The 24,611-nt window shown below is 72.8% G+C and carries 21 protein-coding genes and 1 riboswitch; of the genes, 20 read left to right on the top strand and 1 reads right to left on the bottom strand.

Annotation, left to right across the window (positions count from 1 at the left end):
• Nucleotides 1–413 precede the first annotated feature (413 nt).
• The 19 genes from ACFYXA_RS03645 (at nucleotide 414) to ACFYXA_RS03735 (ending at nucleotide 20,499) form a co-directional block, all read left to right on the top strand.
• Nucleotides 414–2,294, top strand: a complete 1,881-nt coding sequence (locus ACFYXA_RS03645; protein WP_389027866.1) for a DUF5941 domain-containing protein — start codon at nucleotides 414–416, stop codon at nucleotides 2,292–2,294.
• Nucleotides 2,291–3,043: a sugar phosphate nucleotidyltransferase gene (locus ACFYXA_RS03650; protein ID WP_130437617.1), complete on the top strand. Its 753-nt coding sequence runs from the start codon at nucleotides 2,291–2,293 to the stop codon at nucleotides 3,041–3,043. The genes ACFYXA_RS03645 and ACFYXA_RS03650 overlap by 4 nt, the downstream gene beginning before the upstream one ends.
• On the top strand, nucleotides 3,031–4,092 hold the full coding sequence (locus ACFYXA_RS03655) for an iron-containing alcohol dehydrogenase family protein (RefSeq protein ID WP_351097139.1): 1,062 nt from the start codon (nucleotides 3,031–3,033) through the stop codon (nucleotides 4,090–4,092). Before ACFYXA_RS03650 ends, ACFYXA_RS03655 begins: the two co-directional genes overlap by 13 nt.
• Nucleotides 4,070–4,849 carry a CDP-alcohol phosphatidyltransferase family protein gene (locus tag ACFYXA_RS03660; protein WP_352248184.1) on the top strand — a complete coding sequence of 260 codons (780 nt, stop codon included), beginning with the start codon at nucleotides 4,070–4,072 and terminating at the stop codon, nucleotides 4,847–4,849. The genes ACFYXA_RS03655 and ACFYXA_RS03660 overlap by 23 nt, the downstream gene beginning before the upstream one ends.
• Nucleotides 4,846–5,730: a glycosyltransferase family 2 protein gene (locus ACFYXA_RS03665; protein WP_130437614.1), complete on the top strand. Its 885-nt coding sequence runs from the start codon at nucleotides 4,846–4,848 to the stop codon at nucleotides 5,728–5,730. The genes ACFYXA_RS03660 and ACFYXA_RS03665 overlap by 4 nt, the downstream gene beginning before the upstream one ends.
• 196 nt (nucleotides 5,731–5,926) lie before the next feature.
• Nucleotides 5,927–6,856 (top strand): ABC transporter permease, encoded by a 930-nt coding sequence (locus ACFYXA_RS03670; RefSeq protein WP_351097143.1) that lies wholly within the window; start codon nucleotides 5,927–5,929, stop codon nucleotides 6,854–6,856.
• Nucleotides 6,843–7,628 carry an ABC transporter ATP-binding protein gene (locus ACFYXA_RS03675; protein ID WP_388483091.1) on the top strand — a complete coding sequence of 262 codons (786 nt, stop codon included), beginning with the start codon at nucleotides 6,843–6,845 and terminating at the stop codon, nucleotides 7,626–7,628. Before ACFYXA_RS03670 ends, ACFYXA_RS03675 begins: the two co-directional genes overlap by 14 nt.
• 360 nt (nucleotides 7,629–7,988) lie before the next feature.
• On the top strand, nucleotides 7,989–8,891 hold the full coding sequence (gene hpnC, locus ACFYXA_RS03680; RefSeq protein WP_352248187.1) for a squalene synthase HpnC: 903 nt from the start codon (nucleotides 7,989–7,991) through the stop codon (nucleotides 8,889–8,891).
• Complete coding sequence (gene hpnD / locus ACFYXA_RS03685; protein WP_389027871.1) at nucleotides 8,888–9,838, top strand: presqualene diphosphate synthase HpnD; 951 nt, start codon at nucleotides 8,888–8,890, stop codon at nucleotides 9,836–9,838. The genes hpnC and hpnD overlap by 4 nt, the downstream gene beginning before the upstream one ends.
• Nucleotides 9,839–9,873: 35 nt before the next feature.
• A complete protein-coding gene (locus tag ACFYXA_RS03690) occupies nucleotides 9,874–9,978 on the top strand; it encodes a DUF6380 family protein (RefSeq protein ID WP_389029043.1) in 105 nt (34 codons plus the stop codon).
• A complete protein-coding gene (hpnE, locus tag ACFYXA_RS03695) occupies nucleotides 9,975–11,387 on the top strand; it encodes a hydroxysqualene dehydroxylase HpnE (protein ID WP_389027873.1) in 1,413 nt (470 codons plus the stop codon). Before ACFYXA_RS03690 ends, hpnE begins: the two co-directional genes overlap by 4 nt.
• A gap of 80 nt (nucleotides 11,388–11,467) precedes the next feature.
• The gene (locus ACFYXA_RS03700; RefSeq protein WP_389029046.1) at nucleotides 11,468–12,532 is read left to right on the top strand and encodes a polyprenyl synthetase family protein; all 1,065 of its coding nucleotides are present in this window, start codon (nucleotides 11,468–11,470) and stop codon (nucleotides 12,530–12,532) included.
• Nucleotides 12,533–12,651: 119 nt separating this feature from the next.
• The gene (gene shc, locus ACFYXA_RS03705; protein ID WP_352248193.1) at nucleotides 12,652–14,694 is read left to right on the top strand and encodes a squalene--hopene cyclase; all 2,043 of its coding nucleotides are present in this window, start codon (nucleotides 12,652–12,654) and stop codon (nucleotides 14,692–14,694) included.
• On the top strand, nucleotides 14,694–15,335 hold the full coding sequence (locus ACFYXA_RS03710; RefSeq protein WP_352248195.1) for a 1-hydroxy-2-methyl-2-butenyl 4-diphosphate reductase: 642 nt from the start codon (nucleotides 14,694–14,696) through the stop codon (nucleotides 15,333–15,335). The genes shc and ACFYXA_RS03710 overlap by 1 nt, the downstream gene beginning before the upstream one ends.
• Nucleotides 15,336–15,340: 5 nt before the next feature.
• Nucleotides 15,341–16,363 (top strand): adenosyl-hopene transferase HpnH, encoded by a 1,023-nt coding sequence (gene hpnH / locus ACFYXA_RS03715; RefSeq protein WP_352248197.1) that lies wholly within the window; start codon nucleotides 15,341–15,343, stop codon nucleotides 16,361–16,363.
• Nucleotides 16,364–16,419: 56 nt separating this feature from the next.
• The gene (dxs, locus tag ACFYXA_RS03720; RefSeq protein WP_389027877.1) at nucleotides 16,420–18,318 is read left to right on the top strand and encodes a 1-deoxy-D-xylulose-5-phosphate synthase; all 1,899 of its coding nucleotides are present in this window, start codon (nucleotides 16,420–16,422) and stop codon (nucleotides 18,316–18,318) included.
• Nucleotides 18,315–19,700 carry an aspartate aminotransferase family protein gene (locus ACFYXA_RS03725; protein WP_389027879.1) on the top strand — a complete coding sequence of 462 codons (1,386 nt, stop codon included), beginning with the start codon at nucleotides 18,315–18,317 and terminating at the stop codon, nucleotides 19,698–19,700. The genes dxs and ACFYXA_RS03725 overlap by 4 nt, the downstream gene beginning before the upstream one ends.
• Nucleotides 19,701–19,759: 59 nt before the next feature.
• The gene (locus ACFYXA_RS03730) at nucleotides 19,760–20,383 is read left to right on the top strand and encodes an XRE family transcriptional regulator (protein ID WP_352248204.1); all 624 of its coding nucleotides are present in this window, start codon (nucleotides 19,760–19,762) and stop codon (nucleotides 20,381–20,383) included.
• Nucleotides 20,380–20,499, top strand: coding sequence for a DUF6126 family protein (locus tag ACFYXA_RS03735; protein WP_352248206.1), 120 nt, complete (start codon nucleotides 20,380–20,382; stop codon nucleotides 20,497–20,499). Before ACFYXA_RS03730 ends, ACFYXA_RS03735 begins: the two co-directional genes overlap by 4 nt.
• A 33-nt stretch (nucleotides 20,500–20,532) precedes the next feature.
• On the opposite strand, the gene ACFYXA_RS03740 is transcribed toward ACFYXA_RS03735, so the two are convergent.
• Nucleotides 20,533–21,330, bottom strand: a complete 798-nt coding sequence (locus tag ACFYXA_RS03740; protein WP_352248208.1) for a tyrosine-protein phosphatase — start codon at nucleotides 21,328–21,330, stop codon at nucleotides 20,533–20,535.
• Between the two features lie 719 nt (nucleotides 21,331–22,049).
• On the opposite strand from ACFYXA_RS03740, the gene ACFYXA_RS03745 reads away from it, so the two are divergent.
• Nucleotides 22,050–24,143: an alpha-galactosidase gene (locus ACFYXA_RS03745; protein WP_389027882.1), complete on the top strand. Its 2,094-nt coding sequence runs from the start codon at nucleotides 22,050–22,052 to the stop codon at nucleotides 24,141–24,143.
• Nucleotides 24,144–24,449: 306 nt separating this feature from the next.
• A riboswitch (cyclic di-AMP (ydaO/yuaA leader) is annotated at nucleotides 24,450–24,608 on the top strand.
• Nucleotides 24,609–24,611 lie beyond the last annotated feature (3 nt).

Below are 24,611 nucleotides of genomic sequence, written 5' to 3' on the forward strand. Positions count from 1 at the left end.
GGCCGCTCGGGCCCGCCGTAGGGCGCCGCACCGGCCCGCCGCCATGGGCCGCACGGGCCCGCCGTCATAGGCTGCACCGGCCCGCCGTCGAGCGCCGCACCGGCCCGCCGCCATGGGCCGCACGGGCCCGCCGTCCAGCGCCGCACGGCCCTCGTCGGCCCGCCCGCACGGAACCGGTCCTCGGGCGTCGAACGGCCGGGAGCCGGGCGCGGTTTGTCGGGCGGGGTGTCGATCCCCCAAGATGACCCGGGATGATCTCGGTGCGTCCAGTGCGGCTGAACGGCCGGTGAGCACCGCTTTCCGGGTATCCGATAGCCTCTGCCGACATGCCGCCCGCCTGGTGCAGCCAAGGGGCGTCCCCCACCATGCACACGACCGGCGCGGGCGCGCCGGGAACCAGGGAGTGAGTTCGGTTGCCGACCGCCATCCTCACCGGTCAGCCGGTTCCGGGATCGTCGATCGAGGGCGACCTGCGGTCCCTCGGCTTCGACGTCCGGACCGCCGCCGACGCCGCCGAGGCGGAGACACTCCTCGCCGAGGTGCCCGGTGACCAGCGCGTCGCCCTCGTCGACAGCCGCTTCATAGGCCACACGCACGCGTTGCGCCTCGGCCTGACCGACCCCCGCTACCCGCTCGCGGCGATCCCGGGCGCCCTCACCGCGCAGCCCGACGGCCGCCAGGCCCTGACCCGCGCGATGGCCCGGGAGCACTCCGCCGCCGGCGGGGCCGCCCTCGCCGTCGGCAGCCTCGCGGGCGTGGCCGACCGTGTCGTCACCGCGCTGGACGCCGACGGCGCCGCCGTCCACCGTCCCGAGCTGGGCAGCCTGGTCGCCGCCGTCCCCGCCGACCCGCAGGCCCGCGCCGAGGCACGGCAGGCCGTCAGCGCCGTCGACGACGAGGCCGTACGCCTGAAGTCGGCCGTGAAGGCCGGCGACGGCTTCTTCACCACCTACTTCGTCAGCCCCTACTCGCGCTACATCGCCCGCTGGTGCGCCCGCCGGGGCCTCACCCCGAACCAGGTCACCACCGCCTCGCTGATCACCGCGCTGATCGCGGCCGGCAGCGCGGCCACCGGCACCCGGGGCGGGTTCGTGGCAGCCGGCGTGCTGCTGATCCTGTCCTTCGTCCTCGACTGCACGGACGGCCAGCTCGCTCGCTACTCGCTGCAGTACTCCACCCTCGGCGCCTGGCTCGACGCCACCTTCGACCGGGCCAAGGAGTACGCGTTCTATGCCGGCCTCGCTCTCGGCGCGGCCCGCGACGGCGACGACGTATGGGCGCTCGCGCTGGCCGCCATGGTGCTCCAGACCTGCCGGCACGTCGTCGACTTCGCCTACCACGAAGCCGAACGCGACGCCGCCCGCGCAGCCGCGACCGCCGCCGCAAAGACCGCCGCCGCGAAGACCGCCGGCACGACCGGCACCGGCACCGACGCCCCCGCCCCCACCGACCGGCCGGCCCGCGTCGGCTGGACCGTCTGGGCGCGCCGGATCATCGTGCTGCCCATCGGCGAACGCTGGGCCATGATCGCCGTCCTCACCGCCGTGACCACCCCGCGCATCACGTTCTACGCGCTGCTGGCCGGCTCCGCCTTCGCCGCCCTGTACACCACGGCCGGGCGGGTGCTGCGCTCGCTCCGCCGCCGGACGGCGTCGACCGAGCGGGAGGCGCGCTCGCTCGCCGCCCTCGCCGACAGCGGACCGCTCGCCGAACTGCTCGCCCGCGGCCTGCGCGGACGCGTCCCCGCCGTCCCCCGCCTCGCGCCGCTCGGCGCCCTCGCCGGAGCCGTGGTCCTTCTCACCGTCGCCTGGCTCCAGGGGCCCGGCTGGTGGGTCGTCCCGGCGGCCGGCGTGTACGTCCTGTGCTCCGCCGTCGCCGTCGCCCGCCCCCTGACGGGCTCCCTGGACTGGCTGGTCGTCCCGGTCTTCCGCGCGGCCGAGTACGGCGCCGTCCTCCTCCTGGCCGCCAGGTCGGACGTGGACGGAGCGCTGCCTGCGGCTTTCGGGCTGGTGGCCGCCGTCGCCTACCATCACTACGACACGGTGTACCGCAACTGGGGAGACACCGGAGCGCCGCCACCGGCCTGGCTGGTGCGCGCCGCAGGGGGACACGAAGGACGGACGCTGCTCGTCACCGTCCTGGCCGCGCTGCTCACCGCCGCGCAGTTCACGGTCGCGTTCACGGCCCTCGCCGTGGCCGTGGCCCTGCTGGTGCTCACCGAGAGCATCCGCTTCTGGGTGGCCGCTCATCTGGGTGGCGCGCCCGCCGTACACGACGAAGGAGAACCCGCATGATCGGCCTCGTGCTGGCCGCCGGCGCCGGACGGCGTCTGCGTCCCTATACCGACACCCTGCCCAAGGCGCTGGTGCCGGTGGGACCCGAGGGCGAAGCCGACGGGCCCACGGTGCTGGACCTGACGCTGGGCAACTTCGCGGAGATCGGCCTGACCGAGGTCGCCGTCATCGTGGGGTACCGCAAGGAGGCGGTGTACGAGCGGCGTGCCGCGCTGGAGGCCAAGTACGGGCTGAAGATCACGCTGATCGACAACGACAAGGCGGAGGAGTGGAACAACGCCTACTCGCTGTGGTGTGGCCGGGACGCGCTGCGCGACGGTGTGATCCTCGCCAACGGTGACACCGTGCACCCGGTGTCGGTGGAGAAGACGCTGCTCGCCGCCCGCGGCGACGGCAAGAAGATCATCCTCGCCGTCGACACCGTGAAGAAGCTCGCGGACGAGGAGATGAAGGTCGTCGTCGACCCCGAGCGGGGGATGACGAAGATCACGAAGCTGATGGACCCCGCGGAGGCGAGCGGCGAGTACATCGGCGTGACCCTCATCGAGGGCGACGCGGCGGCCGAGCTGGCGGACGCGCTGCACACCGTGTGGAACGCCGACCCGCAGCAGTTCTACGAGCACGGCTACCAGGAGCTGGTGGACCGGGGCTTCCGCATCGACGTGGCCCCGATCGGCGACGTGTCGTGGGTCGAGATCGACAACCACGACGACCTCGCACGGGGCAGGGAGATCGCGTGCCGGTACTGACGCGGTTGATTCCCTCGCCCGTCGTCGTCGACATCCGCGCGGGCGCGCTGGACGACCTGGCGGGCGTGCTGGCCGACGAGCGGATCTCCCGCTCGGGCCGGCTGGCCGTGGCGGTCAGCGGCGGTTCGGGCGCGCGGCTGCGGGAGCGGCTGGCCGGCTCGATGCCGGGCGCCACATGGTTCGAGGTCGGCGGCGGCACGCTGGACGACGCGGTGCGGCTCGCCGCCGAGATGCGGGCCGGCCGGTTCGAGGCGGTCGTCGGACTGGGCGGCGGCAAGATCATCGACTGTGCGAAGTTCGCCGCCGCGCGCGTCGGGCTGCCCCTGGTGGCGGTGCCGACCAACCTCGCGCACGACGGACTGTGCTCGCCGGTGGCGACGCTGGACAACGACGCCGGCCGCGGTTCGTACGGCGTGCCCAACCCGATCGCGGTCGTGATCGACCTGGACGTGATCGCCCAGGCGCCGGCCAAGTTCGTGCGGGCCGGGATCGGCGACGCGGTCTCCAACATCTCCGCGATCGCCGACTGGGAGCTGGCCAACCGGGTCAAGGGCGAGAAGATCGACGGTCTGGCCGCGGCGATCGCCCGCCAGGCAGGCGAGGCGGTGCTGCGGCACCCGGGCGGGATCGGCGACACCGGTTTCCTCCAGGTGCTCGCCGAGGCGCTGGTCCTCAGCGGCATCGCGATGTCCGTCTCGGGTGACTCGCGGCCCTCCTCGGGCGCCTGCCACGAGATCAACCACGCCTTCGACCTGCTCTTCCCCACCCGGGCCGCGGCCCACGGCGAGCAGTGCGGACTGGGCGCGGCCTTCGCGATGTACCTGCGCGGCGCGCACGAGGAGTCCGCCCACATGGCGTGGGTGCTGCGCCGGCACGGGCTGCCGGTGCTCGCGCAGGAGATCGGCTTCACCGTGGAGGAGTTCGTCCGCGCGGTCGAGTACGCCCCGGAGACCCGCCCCGGCCGGTACACCATCCTCGAACACCTCGCCCTCACCCCCGAACAGATCAAGGACACCTACGCCGACTATGTCAAGGCCATCGGTAGCTGAACTCAGACCGGTCGTCCACCCTCCGGGGGTGAAGGACCGGCGCAGCGGTGAGCACTGGATGGGACGCCTCTACATGCGCGAGGTGTCCCTGCGGGTCGACCGCTACCTGGTCAACACCAGGGTCACGCCCAACCAGCTCACGTACCTGATGACCGTCTTCGGCGTCCTCGCCGCCCCGGCACTGCTGGTGCCGGGGATCTGGGGCGCCGTGCTCGGCGTGGTGTGCGTCCAGATGTACCTGCTGCTGGACTGCGTCGACGGCGAGATCGCGCGCTGGAAGAAGCAGTACTCGCTCGCCGGCGTCTACCTGGACCGGGTCGGGGCCTACCTCACCGACGCCGCCGTCCTCGTCGGCTTCGGACTGCGCGCCGCCGACCTGTGGGGCAGCGGCCGTATCGACTGGCTGTGGGCGTTCCTCGGCACCCTGGCCGCGCTCGGCGCGATCCTGATCAAGGCCGAGACGGACCTGGTCGGCGTCGCCCGGCACCAGGGCGGGCTGCCGCCGGTCAAGGAGGCGGCGTCCGAACCGCGCTCCTCCGGCATGGCGCTGGCCCGCAAGGCCGCCGCCGCGCTCAAGTTCCACCGGCTGATCCTGGGCATCGAGGCGTCCCTGCTGATCGTGGTCCTCGCGATCGTGGACCAGGTCCGCGGCGACCTGTTCTTCTCCCGGCTCGGCGTCGCCGTGCTGGCCGGCATCGCGCTGCTCCAGACGGTGCTGCACCTGGTGTCCATCCTCGCGTCGAGCAGGCTGAAGTGAGCGCGCCGCTGAAGGTCGGCGCGGTCGTCATCACGATGGGCAACCGCCCCGAGGAGCTGCGCGCGCTGATCGACTCGGTCGCCGGGCAGGACGGCGACCGGGTCGAGGTGGTCGTGGTCGGCAACGGCTCGCCCGTCCCGGAGGTCCCCGAGGGCGTGCGCACCGTCGAGCTGCCGGAGAACCTCGGCATCCCCGGCGGGCGCAACGTCGGCATCGAGGCCTTCGGGCCCAGCGGCCGCGACGTCGACATCCTCCTCTTCCTGGACGACGACGGACTGCTGGCCCGGCGCGACACCGCCGAGCTGTGCCGGCAGGCCTTCGCCGCCGACCCCAAGCTCGGCATCGTCAGCTTCCGCATCGCCGACCCGGAGACCGGCGTCACCCAGCGCCGCCACGTGCCCCGGCTGCGCGCCTCGGACCCGATGCGCTCCTCCCGGGTCACCACCTTCCTCGGCGGCGCCAACGCCGTACGCACCCGGGTCTTCGCCGAGGCCGGCGTGCTCCCGGACGAGTTCTTCTACGCGCACGAGGAAACCGACCTCGCATGGCGGGCCCTCGACGCGGGCTGGATGATCGACTACCGGTCCGACATGGTGCTGTACCACCCGACGACCGCGCCCTCGCGGCACGCGGTCTACCACCGCATGGTCGCCCGCAACCGCGTCTGGCTGGCCCGCCGCAACCTGCCCGCGCCGCTGGTCCCGGTGTACCTCGGGGTGTGGCTGCTGCTGACCCTGCTGCGCCGCCCCTCGGGGCCCGCGCTCAAGGCCTGGTTCGGCGGCTTCCGCGAAGGCTGGGCCACCCCGTGCGGACCGCGCCGGCCGATGAAGTGGCGTACGGTGTGGCGGCTGACCCGGCTGGGCCGGCCCCCCGTCATCTGACCCGGCCGGCCCGGCCCGGCCCCCGTCGTCCGGCCAGGCAGGCCGAGCCGTCCCCCGTCGTCCGACCAGGCCGGCTGGGCCGTCCTCCCGGTCATCTGACAAGCTCCATCCGAGGGCCCCGGAGCCTGCCGCGGCCCCACGGCTGTTGCCCGGCCCCCTTCCGGCCGGGCGCCCCGAAGACGAAAGTTTCCGACCTGTGAGTGAGACAACGCATGACGGCGGAGTCGCGGTGAGCGCGCCCCCGTCGCCCGACGAGGGCCTCACGGCGGCGCAACTGGCCGCCAAGTACGGGCTGGCCGTGAGCGGTGCGCGGCCCCGGCTGCGGGAGTACGTCCGGCAGCTGTGGGGGCGCCGGCACTTCATCCTGGCCTTCTCCCAGGCGAAGCTGACCGCGCAGTACAGCCAGGCCAAGCTGGGGCAGCTGTGGCAGGTCGCCACCCCGCTGCTCAACGCGGGCGTCTACTTCTTCATCTTCGGCGTGATCCTCGACGCCGGCAGAGGCATGCCCCGCGACGTCTACATCCCGTTCCTGGTCACGGGCGTCTTCGTCTTCACCTTCACGCAGAGCTCGGTCATGAGCGGCGTGCGCGCGATCTCCGGCAACCTCGGCCTGGTGCGCGCCCTGCACTTCCCGCGCGCCTCCCTGCCCGTCTCCTTCGCCCTCCAGCAGCTCCAGCAGCTGCTGTACTCGATGGTCGTGCTCTTCCTGGTCGCGATCGCCTTCGGCAGCTACCCGTCCGCGTCCTGGGCGCTGATCGTGCCCACGCTCCTGCTGCAGTTCTGCTTCAACACCGGTCTGGCGCTGATCTTCGCCCGGGCCGGAGCGAAGACCCCCGACCTCGCGCAGCTCATGCCGTTCGTGATGCGGACGTGGATGTACGCGTCCGGCGTGATGTTCTCCATCCCGGTCTTCCTCGCCGACCGTCCGCAGTGGCTGTCGACCCTGCTGCAGTGGAACCCGGCCGCCGTCTACATGGACCTGATGCGCTTCGCGCTCATCGACGAGTACGGCAGCCGGTACCTGCCGGACCACGTGTGGGCGATCGCGTGCGGCTGGGCGGTGCTGTTCGCCGTCGGCGGCTTCGTGTACTTCTGGAAGGCGGAGGAGAGGTATGGCCGTGGCTGAGCGGGCTCCGGGCGAGCGGGTCCCCACCGTCATCGCCGACGACGTGCACATCGTCTACCGCGTCAACGGCGCGAAGACCGGCAAGGGCAGCGCCACCGCGGCGCTGAGCCGCATCCTCAGGCGGGGTGAGGAACGCGGTGTGCGCAAGGTGCACGCGGTGCGGGGCGTCTCCTTCGTCGCGCACCGGGGCGAGGCCATCGGCCTCATCGGCTCCAACGGCTCCGGCAAGTCCACGCTGCTGCGGGCCATCGCCGGACTGCTGCCGCCCGAGCGGGGCAAGGTCTACACCGACGGCCAGCCCTCGCTGCTCGGTGTCAACGCGGCCCTGATGAACGACCTCACCGGTGAGCGCAACGTCATCCTCGGCGGTCTGGCCATGGGCATGTCCCGGGAGCAGATCAAGGAGCGCTACCAGGGCATCGTCGACTTCTCCGGCATCAACGAGAAGGGCGACTTCATCACGCTGCCGATGCGCACCTACTCCTCCGGCATGCAGGCCCGGCTGCGGTTCTCCATCGCCGCCGCGAAGGACCACGACGTCCTCATGATCGACGAGGCGCTGGCCACCGGCGACCGCAAGTTCCAGCTGCGCTCCGAGGAACGCATCCGGGAGCTGCGCAAGGAGGCCGGCACGGTGTTCCTCGTCAGCCACAGCAACAAGTCGATCCGGGACACCTGCGACCGCGTGCTCTGGCTGGAGCGCGGCGAACTGCGCCTGGACGGTCCGACCGAAGAGGTCCTCAAGGAGTACGAGAAGTTCACGGCCAAATAGCCGCCGGTCCGTCAGGGCCCCGCCGGAACCTGCCCGGCGGGGCCCGGCGTCTGCAAAGGAAGCGTCAACTCCGGTGCGCCGCAGGATGCTTGACGCCGATCGGTGTGTTGTTGTGATCTGCGGGACACCCCCGCGAACCGTACGGCGTTGTACAACGTAAGCTGTACCGGTCCCGAAACACGTGCAAGTGTGGCGATAAGGCGCGACATCCTCACGCGGGCCGCCGTGCGGCGGCTGGGCGGCGTGTCCGAAATAGTGGGTATCGGGTTGTCGGTGTAGAACGGGAGATGTGACGGCAATGGCTACGGAAACTCCCCAGCTCAGCGCAGCACGTGCCGTTCCCGTCCGGGGCAGCCGACGGTGACGGCGCCGACCGCGTCGCGCACCGGGCACCCGGAGCGCGACACCCTCGCCAAGGCCGCGGACGAGAACTTCCCCGTGGCCCCCTTCTTCCTTCCGCGCGCCTGGCGCGACGACCTCATGGCCGTCTACGGCTTCGCCCGTCTCGTCGACGACATCGGCGACGGCGACCTGGCCCCGGGCGGCGCCGACGCCCGTCTGCTCGGCGTCGACGACGCGGACGCCGACGACCGGCCGGCCCTGCTGGACGCCTTCGAGGCCGACCTGCGCCGCGTCTTCGACGGCGCCCCGCACCACCCGCTGCTGCGCCGCCTCCAGCCCGTCGTCCGCCGCCGGCAGCTCACCCCCGAGCCCTTCCTCGGCCTGATCGCCGCCAACCGCCGCGACCAGCTCGTCACGCGCTACGAGACCTACGACGACCTCCTCGCCTACTGCGAGCTGTCCGCCAACCCCGTGGGCCGGCTCGTCCTCGCCGTCACCGGCACCGCGACCCCCGAGCGGATCCGCCGCTCCGACGCGATCTGCACCGCGCTGCAGATCGTCGAGCACCTCCAGGACGTGGCCGAGGACCTCGACCGCGACCGCGTCTACCTGCCCGCCGCCGACATGAAGCGCTTCCACGTCCAGGAGGCGGACCTCGCCGCGCCCACCGCCGGCGCCTCGGTGCGCGCCCTGATCGCCTTCGAGGCCCAGCGCGCCCACGACCTCCTCGCCGAGGGCGCCCCGCTCGTGCACAGCGTCCACGGCAGGCTCAGGCTGCTGCTCGCCGGGTTCGTGGCCGGAGGGAGGGCGGCGCTCCACGCGATCGCCGCCGCCCAGTACGACGTCCTTCCCGGCCCGCCCCGCCCCGGCCGACTCCGGCTGCTGCGCGAGACGGGCGCGACCCTGCGAGGAGAGGGGTGAGCCAGGCAGTGGACTCCGCGCCACACGCGTCGGCACCGGTACTCGCCGCCTACGGCTACTGCGAGGCGGTCACCGGGCAGCAGGCCCGCAACTTCGCCTACGGCATCCGGCTGCTGCCCACGCCGAAGCGGCGCGCGATGTCGGCGCTGTACGCGTTCTCCCGCCGGGTCGACGACATCGGCGACGGCCCGCTCGACGACGACGTCAAGGCCGCCCGGCTGGAGGACACCCGCGCGCTGCTCACCCGCGTCCGCGAGGGCGAGGTGGAGGAGGACGACACCGACCCCGTGGCCGTCGCCCTCACGCACGCCGCGCGGGTCTTCCCGATCCCGCTCGGCGGCCTGGACGAGCTGATCGACGGCGTCCTGATGGACGTCCGCGGCGAGACCTACGAGACCTGGGACGACCTGAAGGCGTACTGCCGGTGCGTCGCGGGCGCCATCGGACGCCTCTCGCTCGGCGTGTTCGGCACCGAACCGGGGGCACGCGGCGCCGAACGCGCGCCGGAGTACGCCGACACCCTCGGGCTCGCCCTCCAGCTCACCAACATCCTCAGGGACGTCCGCGAGGACGCCGCGGGCGGCCGGACCTACCTGCCTTCCGACGACCTCGCCAAGTTCGGCTGCTCGGCCGGGTTCGACGGGCCGACGCCGCCGGAGGGCTCCGACTTCGCGGGCCTCGTGCACTTCGAAGTACGGCGCGCCCGCGCCCTCTTCGCCGAGGGCTACCGCCTGCTGCCCCTGCTCGACCGGCGCAGCGGCGCGTGCGTCGCGGCGATGGCCGGCATCTACCGCCGCCTGCTGGACCGCATCGAACGCGACCCCGAGGCGGTGCTGCGCGGCCGGGTCTCCCTTCCCGGCCGCGAGAAGGCGTACGTCGCCGTGCGCGGACTGTCCGGCCTGGACGCCCGCCACGCGTCCCGGCTGACCGTCAGGAGGCCGCTGTGACGGGCGGCGCGCCGGACCGCGGCGAGGCGACCCGGATGCGGCGGCACGCAACCCTCCGGCGCGCCGCGGCGTCCCTGACTGCGACGGCCCGCCGCGGGCGGGCACGTCACGGCGGACGTGCGGGGGAGGGGGCACGATGAGCGACGATGCGCTGCGCCGTCCCCGCCCGGACGCGCCGCACGAGGCGGTCGTGGTCGGCGGCGGGCTCGCCGGGGTGACCGCCGCGCTCGCGCTCGCCGACGCCGGCGTCCGCGTCACCCTGCTCGAAGGCCGGCCCCGGCTGGGCGGCCTCGCCTTCTCCTTCCGGCGCGGCGACCTCACCGTCGACAACGGCCAGCACGTCTACCTGCGCTGCTGCACCGCCTACCGCTGGTTCCTCGACCGCATCGGCGCGACGGCGCTCGCGCCCCTGCAGGAACGTCTCGACGTGCCCGTTCTCGACCTGGCGCGGCCCGAGGGGCGACGGCTCGGCAGGCTGCGCCGCGACGCCCTGCCCGTCCCCCTTCACCTGGGCCGCGGCCTCGCCGCCTACCCGCACCTCTCGCTCGCCGAACGCGCCCGCGTCGGCCGGGCCGCGCTCGCCCTCAAGCGGCTCGACCCCGCCGATCCCGCCCTGGACGACCAGGACTTCGGCGGCTGGCTCGCCGCGCACGGCCAGTCCCCGCGCGCCGTCGAGGCCCTGTGGGACCTGGTCGGCGTCGCCACCCTCAACGCCGTCGCCCGCGACGCCTCCCTCCAGCTCGCCGCGATGGTCTTCAAGACCGGCCTGCTGTCCGAACCGGGCGCCGCCGACATCGGCTGGGCGCGCGTCCCGCTGGGCGACCTGCACGACGGGCTGGCCCGCGAGGCGCTCGCCGCGGCCGGCGTGCGCACCGAGGTCCGCGCCCGCGTCACCTCCGTCTCCCCGGCCGGCCAGGGCGGCTGGACCGTGCGGACGGCCGACGGCACGCTGAGCGCCGACGCCGTCGTCCTCGCCGTACCCCAGCGCGAGACCTACGACCTGCTGCCGGAAGGGGCGCTCGACGCCCCCGAGCGGCTGCTGGACATCGGTGTCGCCCCGATCCTCAACGTGCACGTCGTCTACGACCGCGAGGTCCTCGCCGCGCCGTTCCTCGCCGCGCTCGGCACGCCCGTGCAGTGGGTCTTCGACCGCACCGAAGCCTCCGGGCTGCGCGAGGGGCAGTACCTCGCGCTGTCGCAGTCGGCCGCGCAGGACGAGATCGACGAGCCCGTCGCAGCCTTGCGCGAGCGCTACCTGCCCGAGCTGGAGCGGCTCCTGCCCCGTGCCCGCGGCGCACGCGTGAACGACTTCTTCGTGACCCGGGAGCGCACGGCCACGTTCGCCCCCGCCCCCGGCGTCGGGCGTCTGCGGCCCGGCGCCCGCACCAAGGCGTCCGGCCTGTATCTGGCCGGAGCGTGGACCGCCACAGGGTGGCCCGCGACCATGGAGAGTGCGGTCCGCAGCGGCGTCGGCGCGGCGGACGCCGCGCTCGGCGCCCTCGGCCGGTCCCGCCCCCGCCACCTCTTCGCCATCGAGGAGGCCGCATGACGCTCGAACGAGATCAGCACGGCTCGGCACATTCCCGCACCCCCTCCGGCACCGCGACAAGAGGAGAAACCGTGCCCCCTGTGCCCACGGCCACGACGGCCGCTCGTAAGACCGCGGTGGACGTCGCCGCGCTCCTCGAGCGCGGCCGGACCCTGGCGACACCGGTGCTGCGGGCGGCCGTCGACCGGCTGGCGGCCCCCATGGACACCGTCGCCGCCTACCACTTCGGCTGGATCGACGCCCAGGGCAACCCGACCGAAGGCGACGGCGGCAAGGCCGTGCGTCCCGCGCTCGCGGTGCTCTCCGCGGAGGTCGCCGGCGCCCGCCCCGAGGTGGGCGTGCCCGGCGCCGTCGCCGTGGAGCTGGTGCACAACTTCTCGCTCCTGCACGACGACCTGATGGACGGCGACGAGCAGCGCCGGCACCGCGACACCGTCTGGAAGGTGCACGGCCCCGCCCAGGCGATCCTGGTCGGCGACGCCCTGTTCGCCCTCGCCGGCGAGGTCCTGCTGGAGCTCGGCACGGCCGAGGCCGCACGGGCCACCCGGCGGCTGACCACCGCCACCCGCGCCCTGATCGACGGTCAGGCGCAGGACATCTCCTACGAGCACCGCGACCGGGTCAGCGTCGAGGAGTGCCTGGAGATGGAAGGCAACAAGACCGGCGCGCTGCTGGCCTGCGCCAGCTCCGTCGGCGCCGTGCTCGGCGGCGCCGACGACCCCACCGCCGACGCCCTGGAGCGCTACGGCTACCACCTCGGCCTCGCCTTCCAGGCCATCGACGACCTCCTCGGCATCTGGGGCGACCCGGTCTCCACCGGCAAGCAGACCTGGAGCGACCTGCGCCAGCGCAAGAAGTCCCTGCCGGTCGTGGCGGCGCTCGCCGCGGGCGGCCCCGCCTCCGAGCGGCTCGGCGAGATGCTCGCCGCCGACGCCAAGAGCAGCGACGTCGAGAACTTCTCCGAGGAGGAGTTCGCGGCCCGCGCCGCCCTCATCGAGGAGGCCGGCGGACGCGCCTGGACCGCCGAGGAGGCGCGCCGTCAGCACACGATCGCCCTCGACGCGCTGAACGCCGTCGACATGCCCGAGCAGGTGCGGGACCGGTTCACGGCGCTCGCCGACTTCGTCGTCGTGCGCAAGAGATGATCCCCATCGGTCGAATAGCCCTCGCGTAGTCGCCGGCCGGTGTCGAGGGAAGAGACGCACCGGCCGACGGCGGACCCACAGCAGACGCAACGCCATGCACACTGCACGAAGGGGAAGCCATGACAGCGACGACCGACCCGAGCCCCGGGGCCCTGCCGCCCCGGGCCGCGGCGGCCAGCGACACCGACAGCGACACCCCCGAGGCGGCCGGGGCACAGCAGACCGCCGAGCGCGCCATGCGGCGCGCCAGAGACTTCCTGCTCGCCCGGCAAGACGCCGAAGGCTGGTGGAAGGGCGACCTCGAGACCAACGTCAGCATGGACGCCGAGGACCTGCTGCTCCGTCAGTTCCTGGGCATCCGCGACGAGTCGACAACCCGGGCCGCCGCCCTCTTCATCCGCGGCGAGCAACGCGAGGACGGGACGTGGGCCACCTTCCACGGCGGCCCCGGCGAACTCTCCGCCACCGTCGAGGCCTACGTCGCCCTGCGCCTGGCCGGGGACCCGCCCGACGCGCCCCACATGGCGAGAGCCTCCGCCTGGGTCCGCGCGCACGGCGGCATCGCCGCCGCCCGCGTCTTCACCCGGATCTGGCTCGCCCTGTTCGGCTGGTGGAAGTGGGAGGACCTGCCCGAACTCCCCCCGGAACTCCTCTACTTCCCCAAGTGGTTCCCGCTCAGCATCTACAACTTCGGCTGCTGGGCACGGCAGACGATCGTCCCGCTCACCGTCGTCTCGGCCAAGCGCCCGGTGCGCCCGGCGCCCTTCCCGCTCGACGAGCTGCACACCGACCCCGCCCGGCCCAACCCGCCCCGGCCGCCGGCGCCGCTGCACACCTGGGACGGCCTCTTCCAGCGCCTCGACAAGGTGGTGCGCGCCTACCGCACGGTCGCGGTGCGCCGGCTGCGCCGCGCCGCCCTGAACTCCGCCGCGCGCTGGATCATCGAACGGCAGGAGAACGACGGCTGCTGGGGCGGCATCCAGCCGCCCGCCGTGTACTCCGTGATCGCCCTGCACCTGCTCGGCTACGACCTCCAGCACCCGGTGATGCGGGCGGGCCTCGAGTCCCTCGACCGGTACGCGGTCCGGCGCGAGGACGGGGCCCGGATGATCGAGGCCTGCCAGTCGCCCGTGTGGGACACCTGCCTCGCCACGATCGCGCTGGCGGACGCGGGGGTGCCCGCCGACCACCCCCAACTGGTCAAGGCGGCCGACTGGATGCTCGGCGAGCAGGTCGTACGGCCCGGCGACTGGTCCGTACGCAGACCCGAACTCCCGCCCGGAGGCTGGGCGTTCGAGTTCCACAACGACAACTACCCCGACATGGACGACACCGCCGAGGTGGTCCTCGCACTGCGCCGGGTCCGCCACCACGACCCGCAGCGGCTGGAGAAGGCCGTCGAGCGCGGAGTGCGCTGGAACCTCGGGATGCAGTCCCGCGACGGCGGTTGGGGCGCCTTCGACGTCGACAACACCAGCCCCTTCCCCAACCGGCTGCCGTTCTGTGACTTCGGCGAGGTCATCGACCCGCCCTCGGCCGACGTCACCGCGCACGTCGTGGAGATGCTGGCCGTCGAGGGACTCGCCGGCGACCCGCGCACCCGCCGCGGCGTCGACTGGCTGCTCGCCGAACAGGAGCCGGACGGCTCGTGGTTCGGGCGCTGGGGCGTCAACTACATCTACGGCACCGGCTCGGTGGTGCCCGCGCTGACCGCCGCCGGGATGCCCGCCCAGCACCCGGCGATCCGGCGGGCGGTGGCCTGGCTGGAGCGGGTGCAGAACGACGACGGCGGCTGGGGCGAGGACCTGCGCTCCTACGAGGACCCGGCCCGCTGGAGCGGCCGGGGCGCCTCCACCGCCTCCCAGACCGCCTGGGCGCTGATGGCGCTGCTCGCGGCGGGGGAGCGCGAGTCCGAGGCCGTCCGGCGGGGCGTGGACTGGCTCGCCGCGACCCAGCGGGAGGACGGCTCCTGGGACGAGCCGCAGTTCACCGGGACCGGCTTCCCCTGGGACTTCTCCATCAACTACCACCTCTACCGGCAGGTGTTCCCCCTGACGGCGCTCGGCCGCTATGTCCACGGAGAGCCGTTCGCCGAGAAGACGGCCCGGGCGGCCGCCGAGGACACGGCCGGCACGGTGGCCGCGAAGGCCGAGGGGCGCTGATGAACGCACGGCCCGCCTCCGCCCCGCTGCTGATCGCCTGCGCCCTCGGCATCGAGCACCTCGCCCTGCGCATGGGCGACCGCGGCGGGGCCGGCGGGCCGGTCACCGTCCTGCGCACCGGGATGGGACCGAAGGCGGCCGAACGCTCCGTCACCCATGCCCTGTCAGGCGCGCCGCTCGGCGGGGCGGCGGTCATCGCCACCGGCTTCTGCGCCGGACTCGCCCCCGGAATGCACCCCGGCGACCTGGTCGTCGCCGAGGAGACCCGCGACCCGCGCGGCACCGTGGCGTGCGTGGGGACCGAACTGCTCGTCAAGGAACTCACACGCACCCTGCCCGGCCGCACCGTCCACACCGGCCCGCTGACCGGCTCCGACCACGTGGTGCGCGGCCCGGAGCGCTCCGACCTGCTCGGCACCGGCGCGATCGCCGCCGACATGGAGTCCGCGGCCACGCTCCTGAGCGCCCTGCGCGCTTCGATGCGCCCGGTTGCGGCCGTCCGGGTGGTCGTGGACGCTCCTGAACATGAACTCGTCCGGATCGGCACGGTGCGCGGTGGAATATCGGCTTTCCGCGTCCTTCGCTCCGTCCTGCCTGCATTCTTCGAATGGCACCGAAACGTGCTGCTCCCCCGGAGGTGAGCCAGATGGCCATGCCGCTGCGCCAGTCCATCAAGGTCGCTACATACTTGGCTGAACAAAAGCTCCGCAAACGCGACAAGTTCCCGCTCATCGTCGAGCTGGAGCCCCTCTTCGCCTGCAACCTCAAGTGCGAGGGCTGCGGGAAGATCCAGCACCCGGCGGGCGTGCTCAAGCAGCGCATGCCGGTCGCCCAGGCCGTGGGAGCGGTGCTCGAATCCGGCGCCCCGATGGTCTCCATCGCCGGCGGCGAGCCGCTGATGCACCCTCAGATCGACGAGATCGTGCGGCAGTTGGTGGCGAGACGGAAGTACGTCTTCCTCTGCACCAACGCGATGCTGCTGCGCAAGAAGATCGACCGGTTCACCCCGTCCCCCTACTTCGCCTTCGCCGTGCACATCGACGGACTGCGCGAACGCCACGACGAGTCGGTGGCCAAGGAGGGCGTCTTCGACGAGGCCGTGGCGGCGATCAAGGAGGCCAAGCGGCGCGGCTTCCGGGTCACCACCAACTCCACGTTCTTCAACACCGACACCCCGCAGACCATCGTCGAGGTGCTCAACTTCCTCAACGACGACCTCAAGGTCGACGAGATGATGATCTCGCCCGCCTACGCCTACGAGAAGGCCCCCGACCAGGAGCACTTCCTCGGCGTGGAACAGACCCGCGAGCTGTTCAGGAAGGCCTTCGCGGGCGGCAACCGGCGCCGCTGGCGGCTCAACCACTCCCCGCTCTTCCTGGACTTCCTCGAAGGCAGGGTCGACTTCCCCTGCACCGCCTGGGCGATCCCCAACTACTCCCTGTTCGGCTGGCAGAGACCCTGCTACCTGATGAGCGACGGATACGTGCCCACGTACCGCGAGCTCGTCGAGGACACCGACTGGGACCGCTACGGCCGCGGCAAGGACCCGCGCTGCGCCAACTGCATGGCCCACTGCGGCTACGAGCCCACCGCCGTCCTCGCCACCATGGGCTCGCTGAAGGAGTCGCTGCGCGCGATGCGCGAGACCGTCTCCGGCAACCGGGAGTGAGGGCGGGCCGGCCGGCGCCGTGAGAGCAGCCGTACGCAACGAGAGGGGGCCCGAGCGTGACCATCCTGGAGAACATCCGGCAACCACGTGACCTGAAGGCGCTGTCCGAGGCGGAACTCGGTGAACTGTCCGACGAGATCAGGGAGTTCCTGGTGCACGCGGTCGCCCGCACCGGCGGGCACCTCGGCCCCAACCTGGGCGTGGTGGAGCTGACCGTCGCGCTCCACCGCGTCTTCGAGTCGCCGGCCGACCGCATCCTGTGGGACACCGGCCACCAGAGCTACGTCCACAAACTCCTGACCGGCCGTCAGGACTTCTCCAAGCTGCGCGGCAAGGGCGGTCTGTCCGGCTACCCCTCCCGGGAGGAGTCCGAGCACGACGTCATCGAGAACAGCCACGCCTCCACCGCACTCGGCTGGGCCGACGGACTGGCCAAGGCCCGCCAGGTGCTGGGGGAGACGGGGCACGTCGTCGCGGTCGTCGGCGACGGCGCGCTCACCGGCGGCATGGCCTGGGAGGCGCTCAACAACATCGCCGCCGCCAGGGACCGGCCGCTGATCATCGTCGTCAACGACAACGAACGCTCCTACGCGCCGACCATCGGCGGCCTCGCCAACCACCTGGCCGCCCTGCGCACCACCGACGGCTACGAGAAGGTGCTCGCCTGGGGCAAGGACGTCCTGCAGCGGACCCCTGTCGTCGGCCCCACGCTCTACGAGTCCCTGCACGGCGCGAAGAAGGGCTTCAAGGACGCGTTCGCCCCGCAGGGCATGTTCGAGGACCTCGGCCTGAAGTACGTCGGCCCGATCGACGGGCACGACATCAGGGCCGTCGAGTCGGCGCTGCGCCGCGCCAAGCGCTTCCACGGCCCGGTGCTGGTGCACTGCCTCACCGAGAAGGGCCGCGGCTGCGAACCCGCCCTCGCCCACGAGGAGGACCGCTTCCACACCGTCGGCGTGATGGACCCCCTGACCTGCGCGCCCCTCGTACCGGCCGGCGGCCCGTCCTGGACGTCCGTGTTCGGCGAGGAGATCGTACGCATCGGCGAGGAACGCGACGACGTCGTGGCGATCACCGCGGCCATGCTGCACCCGGTGGGCCTCGGCCCGTTCGCCGAGCGCTTCCCGGACCGGGTCTGGGACGTCGGCATCGCCGAACAGCACGCCGCCGTGAGCGCCGCCGGCCTCGCCACCGGCGGCCTGCACCCCGTCGTCGCCGTCTACGCCACCTTCCTCAACCGCGCCTTCGACCAGCTGCTGATGGACGTCGCCCTGCACCGCTGCGGGGTCACGTTCGTCCTCGACCGGGCCGGGGTGAACGGCGTCGACGGGGCCTCCCACAACGGCATGTGGGACATGTCCGTCCTCCAGGTCGTCCCCGGCCTGAGGATCGCCGCGCCCCGCGACGCCGACCAGCTCCGCGCCCAGCTGCGGGAGGCCGTCGCCGTCGACGACGCGCCGACCCTGGTGCGCTTCCCGAAGGAGTCCGTCGGCCCGTCCGTCCCCGCCGTCGACCGGGCCGGCGGCATGGACGTCCTGCGCCGGGGCGAACGCCCCGACGTCCTGCTGGTCGCGGTCGGCGTCATGGCGCCGGTGTGCCTGCGGGCCGCCGAACTGCTCGCGGCACGCGGCGTCCACTGCACGGTGGTCGACCCGCGGTGGGTCAAGCCCGTCGACCCGGCGCTGCCCGAACTCGCCGCCGCACACCGGCTCGTCGCCGTCGTCGAGGACAACAGCCGTGCCGCGGGCGTCGGTTCGGCCGTGGCCCTCGCGTTGAGCGACGCCGAAGTCGACGTGCCGGTACGGCGGTTCGGCATCCCCGAGCAGTTCCTCGCCCACGCCAAACGCTCGGAGGTGCTGGCCGACATCGGCCTCACGCCCGTCGAGATCGCCGGACGGATCGGCGCGAGCGCGGCCGTCAGGGACCTCACCGGCCCGGCCAAGGAGAGCCCATGAGCAAGGAGTTCGACCTCGGCGCGCTCCTGGCCGAGCGCGGAGCCGAACGCTACGCACTGCACGGTAGGTACCTCAACCACCAACTGCCGCGCATGCTGCACACCATCGGCTTCGACAAGGTCTACGAGCGCGCCGAGGGCGCCTACTTCTGGGACGCCGACGGCCACGACTACCTCGACATGCTCGCCGGGTTCGGCGTGATGGGGCTGGGCCGGCACCATCCCGTCGTCCGCCGGGCGCTGCACGACGTGCTCGACGCGCAGCTCGCCGACCTCACCCGCTTCGACTGCCAGCCGCTGCCGGGACTGCTCGCGGAGAGACTCCTCGCCCACAGCCCGCACCTGGACCGGGTGTTCTTCGGCAACAGCGGCACGGAAGCCGTCGAGACCGCGCTCAAGTTCGCCCGGTACGCGACCGGCAGACCCCGCGTCCTCTACTGCGACCACGCCTTCCACGGACTGACCACGGGCTCCCTCTCCGTCAACGGCGAGTCAGGCTTCCGCGACGGCTTCGCCCCGCTGCTGCCCGACACGGCCGTGCCCCTCGGCGATCTCGACGCCCTCGCCCGCGAGTTGGCCAAGGGCGACGTCGCCGCACTCATCGTCGAGCCGATCCAGGGCAAGGGCGTGCACGAGGCCCCGCCCGGCTATCTGCGCGCCGCCCAGGAACTCCTGCACCGGCACAAGGCGCTGCTCGTCGCCGACGAGGTGCAGACGGGCCTCGGCCGCACCGGCGACTTCTACGCCCACCAGCACGAGGACGGCGTCGAACCCGACCTGGTGTGCGTGGCGAAGGCCCTCTCCGGCGGCTATGTGCCGGTCGGGGCCACCCTCGGCAAGGACTGGATCTTCAAGAAGGTCTACTCCTCCATGGACCGGGTGCTGGTCCACTCGGCGAGCTTCGGGTCCAACGCCCAGGCCATGGCCGCCGGCCTCGCCGTGCTGTCGGTCATGGAGAACGAGCAGATCGTCGCCAACGCCCGCGCCACCGGCGAGCTGCTGAAGTCACGGCTGGCGGCGCTCACCGGCGAGTACGAGCTGCTCGCCGACGTCCGCGGGCGGGGGCTGATGATCGGCATCGAGTTCGGGCGGCCGAAGTCGCTGAAGCTGCGGAGCCGGTGGGCCATGCTCCAGGCCGCCCGCAAGGGGCTGTTCGCGCAGATGGTGGTCGTACCGCTGCTCCAGCGGCACCGGATCCTCACCCAGGTCTCCGGCGACCACCTGGAGGTGATCAAGCTGATCCCGCCGCTCGTCATCGGGGAGCGGGAGGTCGACCGGTTCGTCGCCGCCTTCACCGAGGTGATGGACGACGCGCACAACGGGGGCGGGCTGATGTGGGACTTCGGCAAGACCCTCGTCAAGCAGGCGGTCACCGAGCGGTGAGCTTTTGCCTCTGAGGCAAGAAGTTTGCCACCGAGGCAAAACTGGGGCTGAATGGAGGCATGACACCCTCCGACGCCGAACCCGGCGAGGGCGAGGGCGACGTCCTGCCGGTCGTCGCGCCCCGGCTGCGCTCCCTGCGCCGCCTGGCCGGTCTCACCCTGGAGGCCGCGGCCCGCGCCGCCGGGCTCTCGCCCGCCCATCTCTCCCGCCTGGAGACCGGGCGGCGACAGCCCTCGCTGCCGATGCTGCTGGCACTCGCCCGTGTCTACGGTACGACGGTTTCCGACCTGCTGGGCGAGACGGCCGCCGACCGGGACGCCGTGGTGCGCGCCGGCGACATGGAACCGACCCGCGCGGGCGGCTGGACGTACTGGCAGGCCGGCGCGTCCGGTCGGGGCATGCAGGCCCTGCGCGTCCACGTCCCCCACGGCTCCCAGGGCGACATCGTGCGCGTCCACCCCGGGGAGGAGTGGCTGCACGTCCTGCGCGGCCGGCTGGTGCTCCGGCTCGGTGACGCCACCCACCGCCTCGGACCCGGTGACAGCGCCCACTTCGACTCGCTGACCCCGCACCGCATCGCGGCCGGCGACCCCGACGGGGTCGACCTGCTCTTCGTCCACACCCTGCTGCAGAGCCCGACGGCCGCCCTGTGCCTCGGCCCCACCCCTGGAGAGACGTCATGAGTGACATCGAGGAAAGGTTCCCGCGCGGACTCTGGATCCGCCTGATCATCTACATCGCCGTGGGGCACCTCCTCGCCGCGTTCATCTGGCTGCTGTTCGAGGTCGGGGCGAAGTAGCGGGGCCGCCCGGAGGGGCGGGGCGAGGGCCCCTCAGTCGAGGAGCCGCTCCCGGAGCCGCTCCCGGGTCTGCTCCGTGAGCCCGAGCCCCTGCTCCAGGTAGGCGTCGACGCCGCCCCAGGTCGTCTCGATGGTCTCCAGCGCCGCCGAGAGGTACTCCGCGCGGGCGTCGAACAGGGGGCCGAGCAGCTCCATGACCTCGGGGGAGTAGGCGTCCGCGGAGGTGCCGCTGCGGCGCACCTTGTAGCGGCGGTGCTTGGCGTTGGACTCCAGGTAGTCGGTGAGGATCGCGTCGCGCTCCACGCCCACTGCGAGCAGCGTCACCGCGACGGACAGTCCGGCGCGGTCCTTGCCTGCCGCGCAGTGCATCAGCACGGGGACGCTGTCCTCGGCCAGCGCGTGCAGCACCCGGGAGTGCTCGGCCGTGCGCTGCGTGATGATCGAGCGGTAGGAGGCGATCATCCGGCCGGCGGCCTTGCCGTCGCCGAGGATCTGGCGCAGCTGCTCGATGTCGCCGTCACGGACCATCTTCCAGAACTCCGCGCCGTCCGCCGGGTCCGAGAGCGGCAGGTTCACGTTGCGCACGCCCGGCAGCTCGACGTCCGGGCCCTCCAGCCTGAGGTCCGCCGCGTTGCGGAAGTCGAAGACGGTGTGCAGGCCGAGGGTGGCCAGGAACGCGGCGTCCTCGCCGGTCGCGTGCGCGAGGTGGCCGCTGCGGAACAGCACGCCGCGCCGCACCTTGCGGCCGTCGGCGGTCGGCAGACCGCCCACGTCGCGGAAGTTGCGCACCCCGGCCAGCTCGGGCTCGGTCGACGGGATCTGCTGCGTCACGGGGGCTCCCTCCCGGTCGGTCCCCGTCGGCGCGGCTCGGTGCCCGACGGAACTTCCTTGACGATACGACATCGATTCACACCCCCGGCAGCCGCTGACCCTGCGTCCACCGGGCCCACGTGAGCCCGGCTCACGCGCCGGGCGGGCCGGGTCCCGAGGCCGCCGCTCACGCGGGACCTGCCCGACCCCCTGCGAGGACCGGCTCACGCGCCGCCGACCCGGGCACGGAGGCCGGGCGTCCCGCCGGGTCTTCCTTGCCCCGCGCGACACCCGGCCCACGCGGCTCCTGCCAGGTGCGTGCGAGCCCGGCTCGCGCGCCGCGGGCCCCGGCCATGAGGCCGCTCACGAGCGCTCCCGCCTCCTACGAGGCAGGCCTCAGGGGCGCGGGGAACCGCGCGACGAGCCACAACGCACCCCGCACCCGGCGACGAATCCGCGCCTTCCACGGAGTGCTGCCGCTGCCGTCCCGGCGTCCGCCGAGCTCCCTACAAGGCCCAGCAGATCCGACGTCCCCTAGGTCCGCCCGAGGCCCGCTCAGCCGGCGTCCGCCCAGCCCCGTCCCAGCCCCGGCTCACTCGACATCCCCCGGTCCGCCCGAGGCCGACCCCCTCCGACGTCCCCCCCGTTCCGCGAAGCGCCCCCCTGACGTTTGCTCAGTGAACCTCGACGTCGGATGATGTCGGCGATTGATCGCACCTGTTCGAATCAGTGGGGGTTTGATGCCCGAGTCCGACGCCGACGGCCGTACCTGGCTCCTCTCCGGGCCCGCCAGCAGCTACGCCGTCCATGTCACCGAGACCGACGAGCTCGTGCACCTGCACTGGGGCCCCCGGATCGAGCTCGCCGACGCGCAGGCGCTCGCCGTGCGCCCGCTGCCGGACTACTGGGCCTTCGAGTCCCCCCTCGACGGCCGCGAGGAGTACCCCGTGGAGGGCGGGGCCCGCTTCGTGCGGCCCGCCCTGTCGGTGCGCACCACCGGACGGCGCGGCACCGAGTGGACCTTCGTCGGCCATGAGACGGACGCCGGCGAGGAGGGCGACGAGCTGCGGCTGCGCTTCCGCGACGGCCGACTGGCCGTCACCCTGCACTACCGGATGCGCGGCGACGTCGTGGAGCGCTGGACGACCCTTCGCCACGAGGGCGGACAGGGCGACGAGCCGCTGGAGCTGCTGCGCGCCGACTCCGCCGTCTGGACGCTCCCCGACCGCGACGGCTGGCGGCTGTCCCAGCTGCACGGCCGCTGGGCCGCGGAGTCCCGGCTCACCCGCGCGCCCCTCACCTACGGCGAGAAGGTCATCGGCAGCCGCCGCGGCCACACCAGCCACCAGCACCTGCCCTGGGTCGCCCTGGACGCCGACGCCACCGAGGAGCGCGGCGAGGTCTACGGCTGCGCCCTGGGCTGGTCCGGGTCCTGGCGGATCTCCGTCGCCCAACTGCCCGACGCGCGCGTGCAGATCACCGGCGGCGCCGGCCACGACGACTCGGGCCTGCTGCTGCTCGCTCCCGGCGAGGAGTTCACCACGCCCGTCTTCGCCGGCCTGTGGACCGACGAGGGCTTCGGGGGCGCCAGCCGCGCCTGGCACGCCTACCAGCGCGCCCACGTGATCCCCGACGCCGAGCGCGACCGGCCGGTGCTGTTCAACTCCTGGGAGGCCACCTACTTCGACATCTCCGAGGAGCAGCAGGCCACTCTCGCCCGCCGCGCCGCGGCCGTCGGCGTCGAGCTGTTCGTGGTCGACGACGGCTGGTTCGGCGCGCGCACCGGCGACCACGCGGGGCTCGGCGACTGGACGCCCAACCCGGACCGCTTCCCCAAGGGCCTGAAGCCGCTCGCCGAGTACGTGCACGCGCTCGGCATGCAGTTCGGCATCTGGGTCGAGCCCGAGATGGTCAACCCGGACAGCGACCTGTACCGGGCGCACCCCGACTGGGTGCAGTTCCAGCCGGGCCGCAAGCGGACGGAACTGCGCAACCAACTGGTCCTCAACCTCGCCCGCGAGGACGTCCGTGAGTACCTCTGGCAGCGGCTCGACACCCTGCTGTCCAGTGCGCCGATCGACTACGTCAAGTGGGACTTCAACCGCTGCTTCACCGACGCCGGCTGGCCGGACGACCCGTATCCGCAGCGGCTCTGGGTGGACCATGTGCGCGGCCTGTACGCCCTGTTGGACCGGTTGCGGGAGGCACACCCCGGTGTCGCCTTCGAGTCCTGCTCGGGCGGCGGCGGGCGGATCGACCTCGGGATCATGAGCCGTACCGACCAGGTGTGGACCTCCGACAACACCGACCCGCTGGACCGGCTCGCCATCCAGCACGGCTTCAGTCAGATCCATCCCGCGCGGGTGATGGCCGCCTGGGTCACCGACAGTCCCAACACCCAGCTCAACGGCCGCGTCAGCTCGCTGCGGTTCCGGTTCGTCAGCGCGATGGCGGGAGTGCTCGGCGTCGGCGGCGACCTGTCCGAGTGGACCGAGGAGGAACTCGCCGAGGCCCGGCGCTGGGTGGATCTCTACAAGGAGATCCGGCCCCTCGTCCAGCACGGCGACCTCCACCGGCTGCGCGCCCCCGAGGGCGGCCTGAGCGCGGTGCAGTACGTGCGCGGGGACGAGAGCGTCGTCCTCGCCTGGCTCCAGGCGCAGCGCTACGGTGAGCCGGCGCCGGCGGTGCGGTTGCGCGGCCTGGACCCGAAGGCGTCGTACGAATGCCTCGAAACGGGCGAAGTGCACCGAGGGGCGGTGCTGTTGCATCACGGGTTGCGCACGGGACTGCGTGGTGACCTCGATGCGACGGTTGTCCGTCTGCGTCGCATTTGAGCGCTCTACCCGCATTGGAGTTCTTCGTTCAACTCGGTCTGGAATAAGGGGCGCTGGAACGGTGCGGCGTGAGCAGCGTCATATTCGTGACCGTGCGTCATTAGCCATGTTCACGTAATTCGTGGAGTTTTCATGGGCGTTTCCCGCAGAATCCGTCACCTGGTGCACGGAGTGTGACGGGAGCGCGGCGCAGCGGATCACGACGCGGACGTCACCGGGGCACGTGTCGCTTGTCGCCGCGTGTCCGGGTCGCTTAGGTTTCACGCCAATCCGGACGGACGCCGAATCCTGCCGCCGACCGGAACCCGCAGACACTCACCCGTCCACGGCAGGAGCGGGGGACCCACAGGCACGACCGCCTGTTCCGGTCTCCGGAACAGGCTTGGGGTAAAGCCGCGCTCCGGCGCGGCCGGGCATCTCCAGCCCGCACCCGACAGCTCACCTCGCAGGCGCCGGAGAGGAACCCGC

It is taken from the genome of Streptomyces sp. NPDC002566 (assembly GCF_042889585.1).
Classification (GTDB): Bacteria; Actinomycetota; Actinomycetes; order Streptomycetales; family Streptomycetaceae; genus Streptomyces.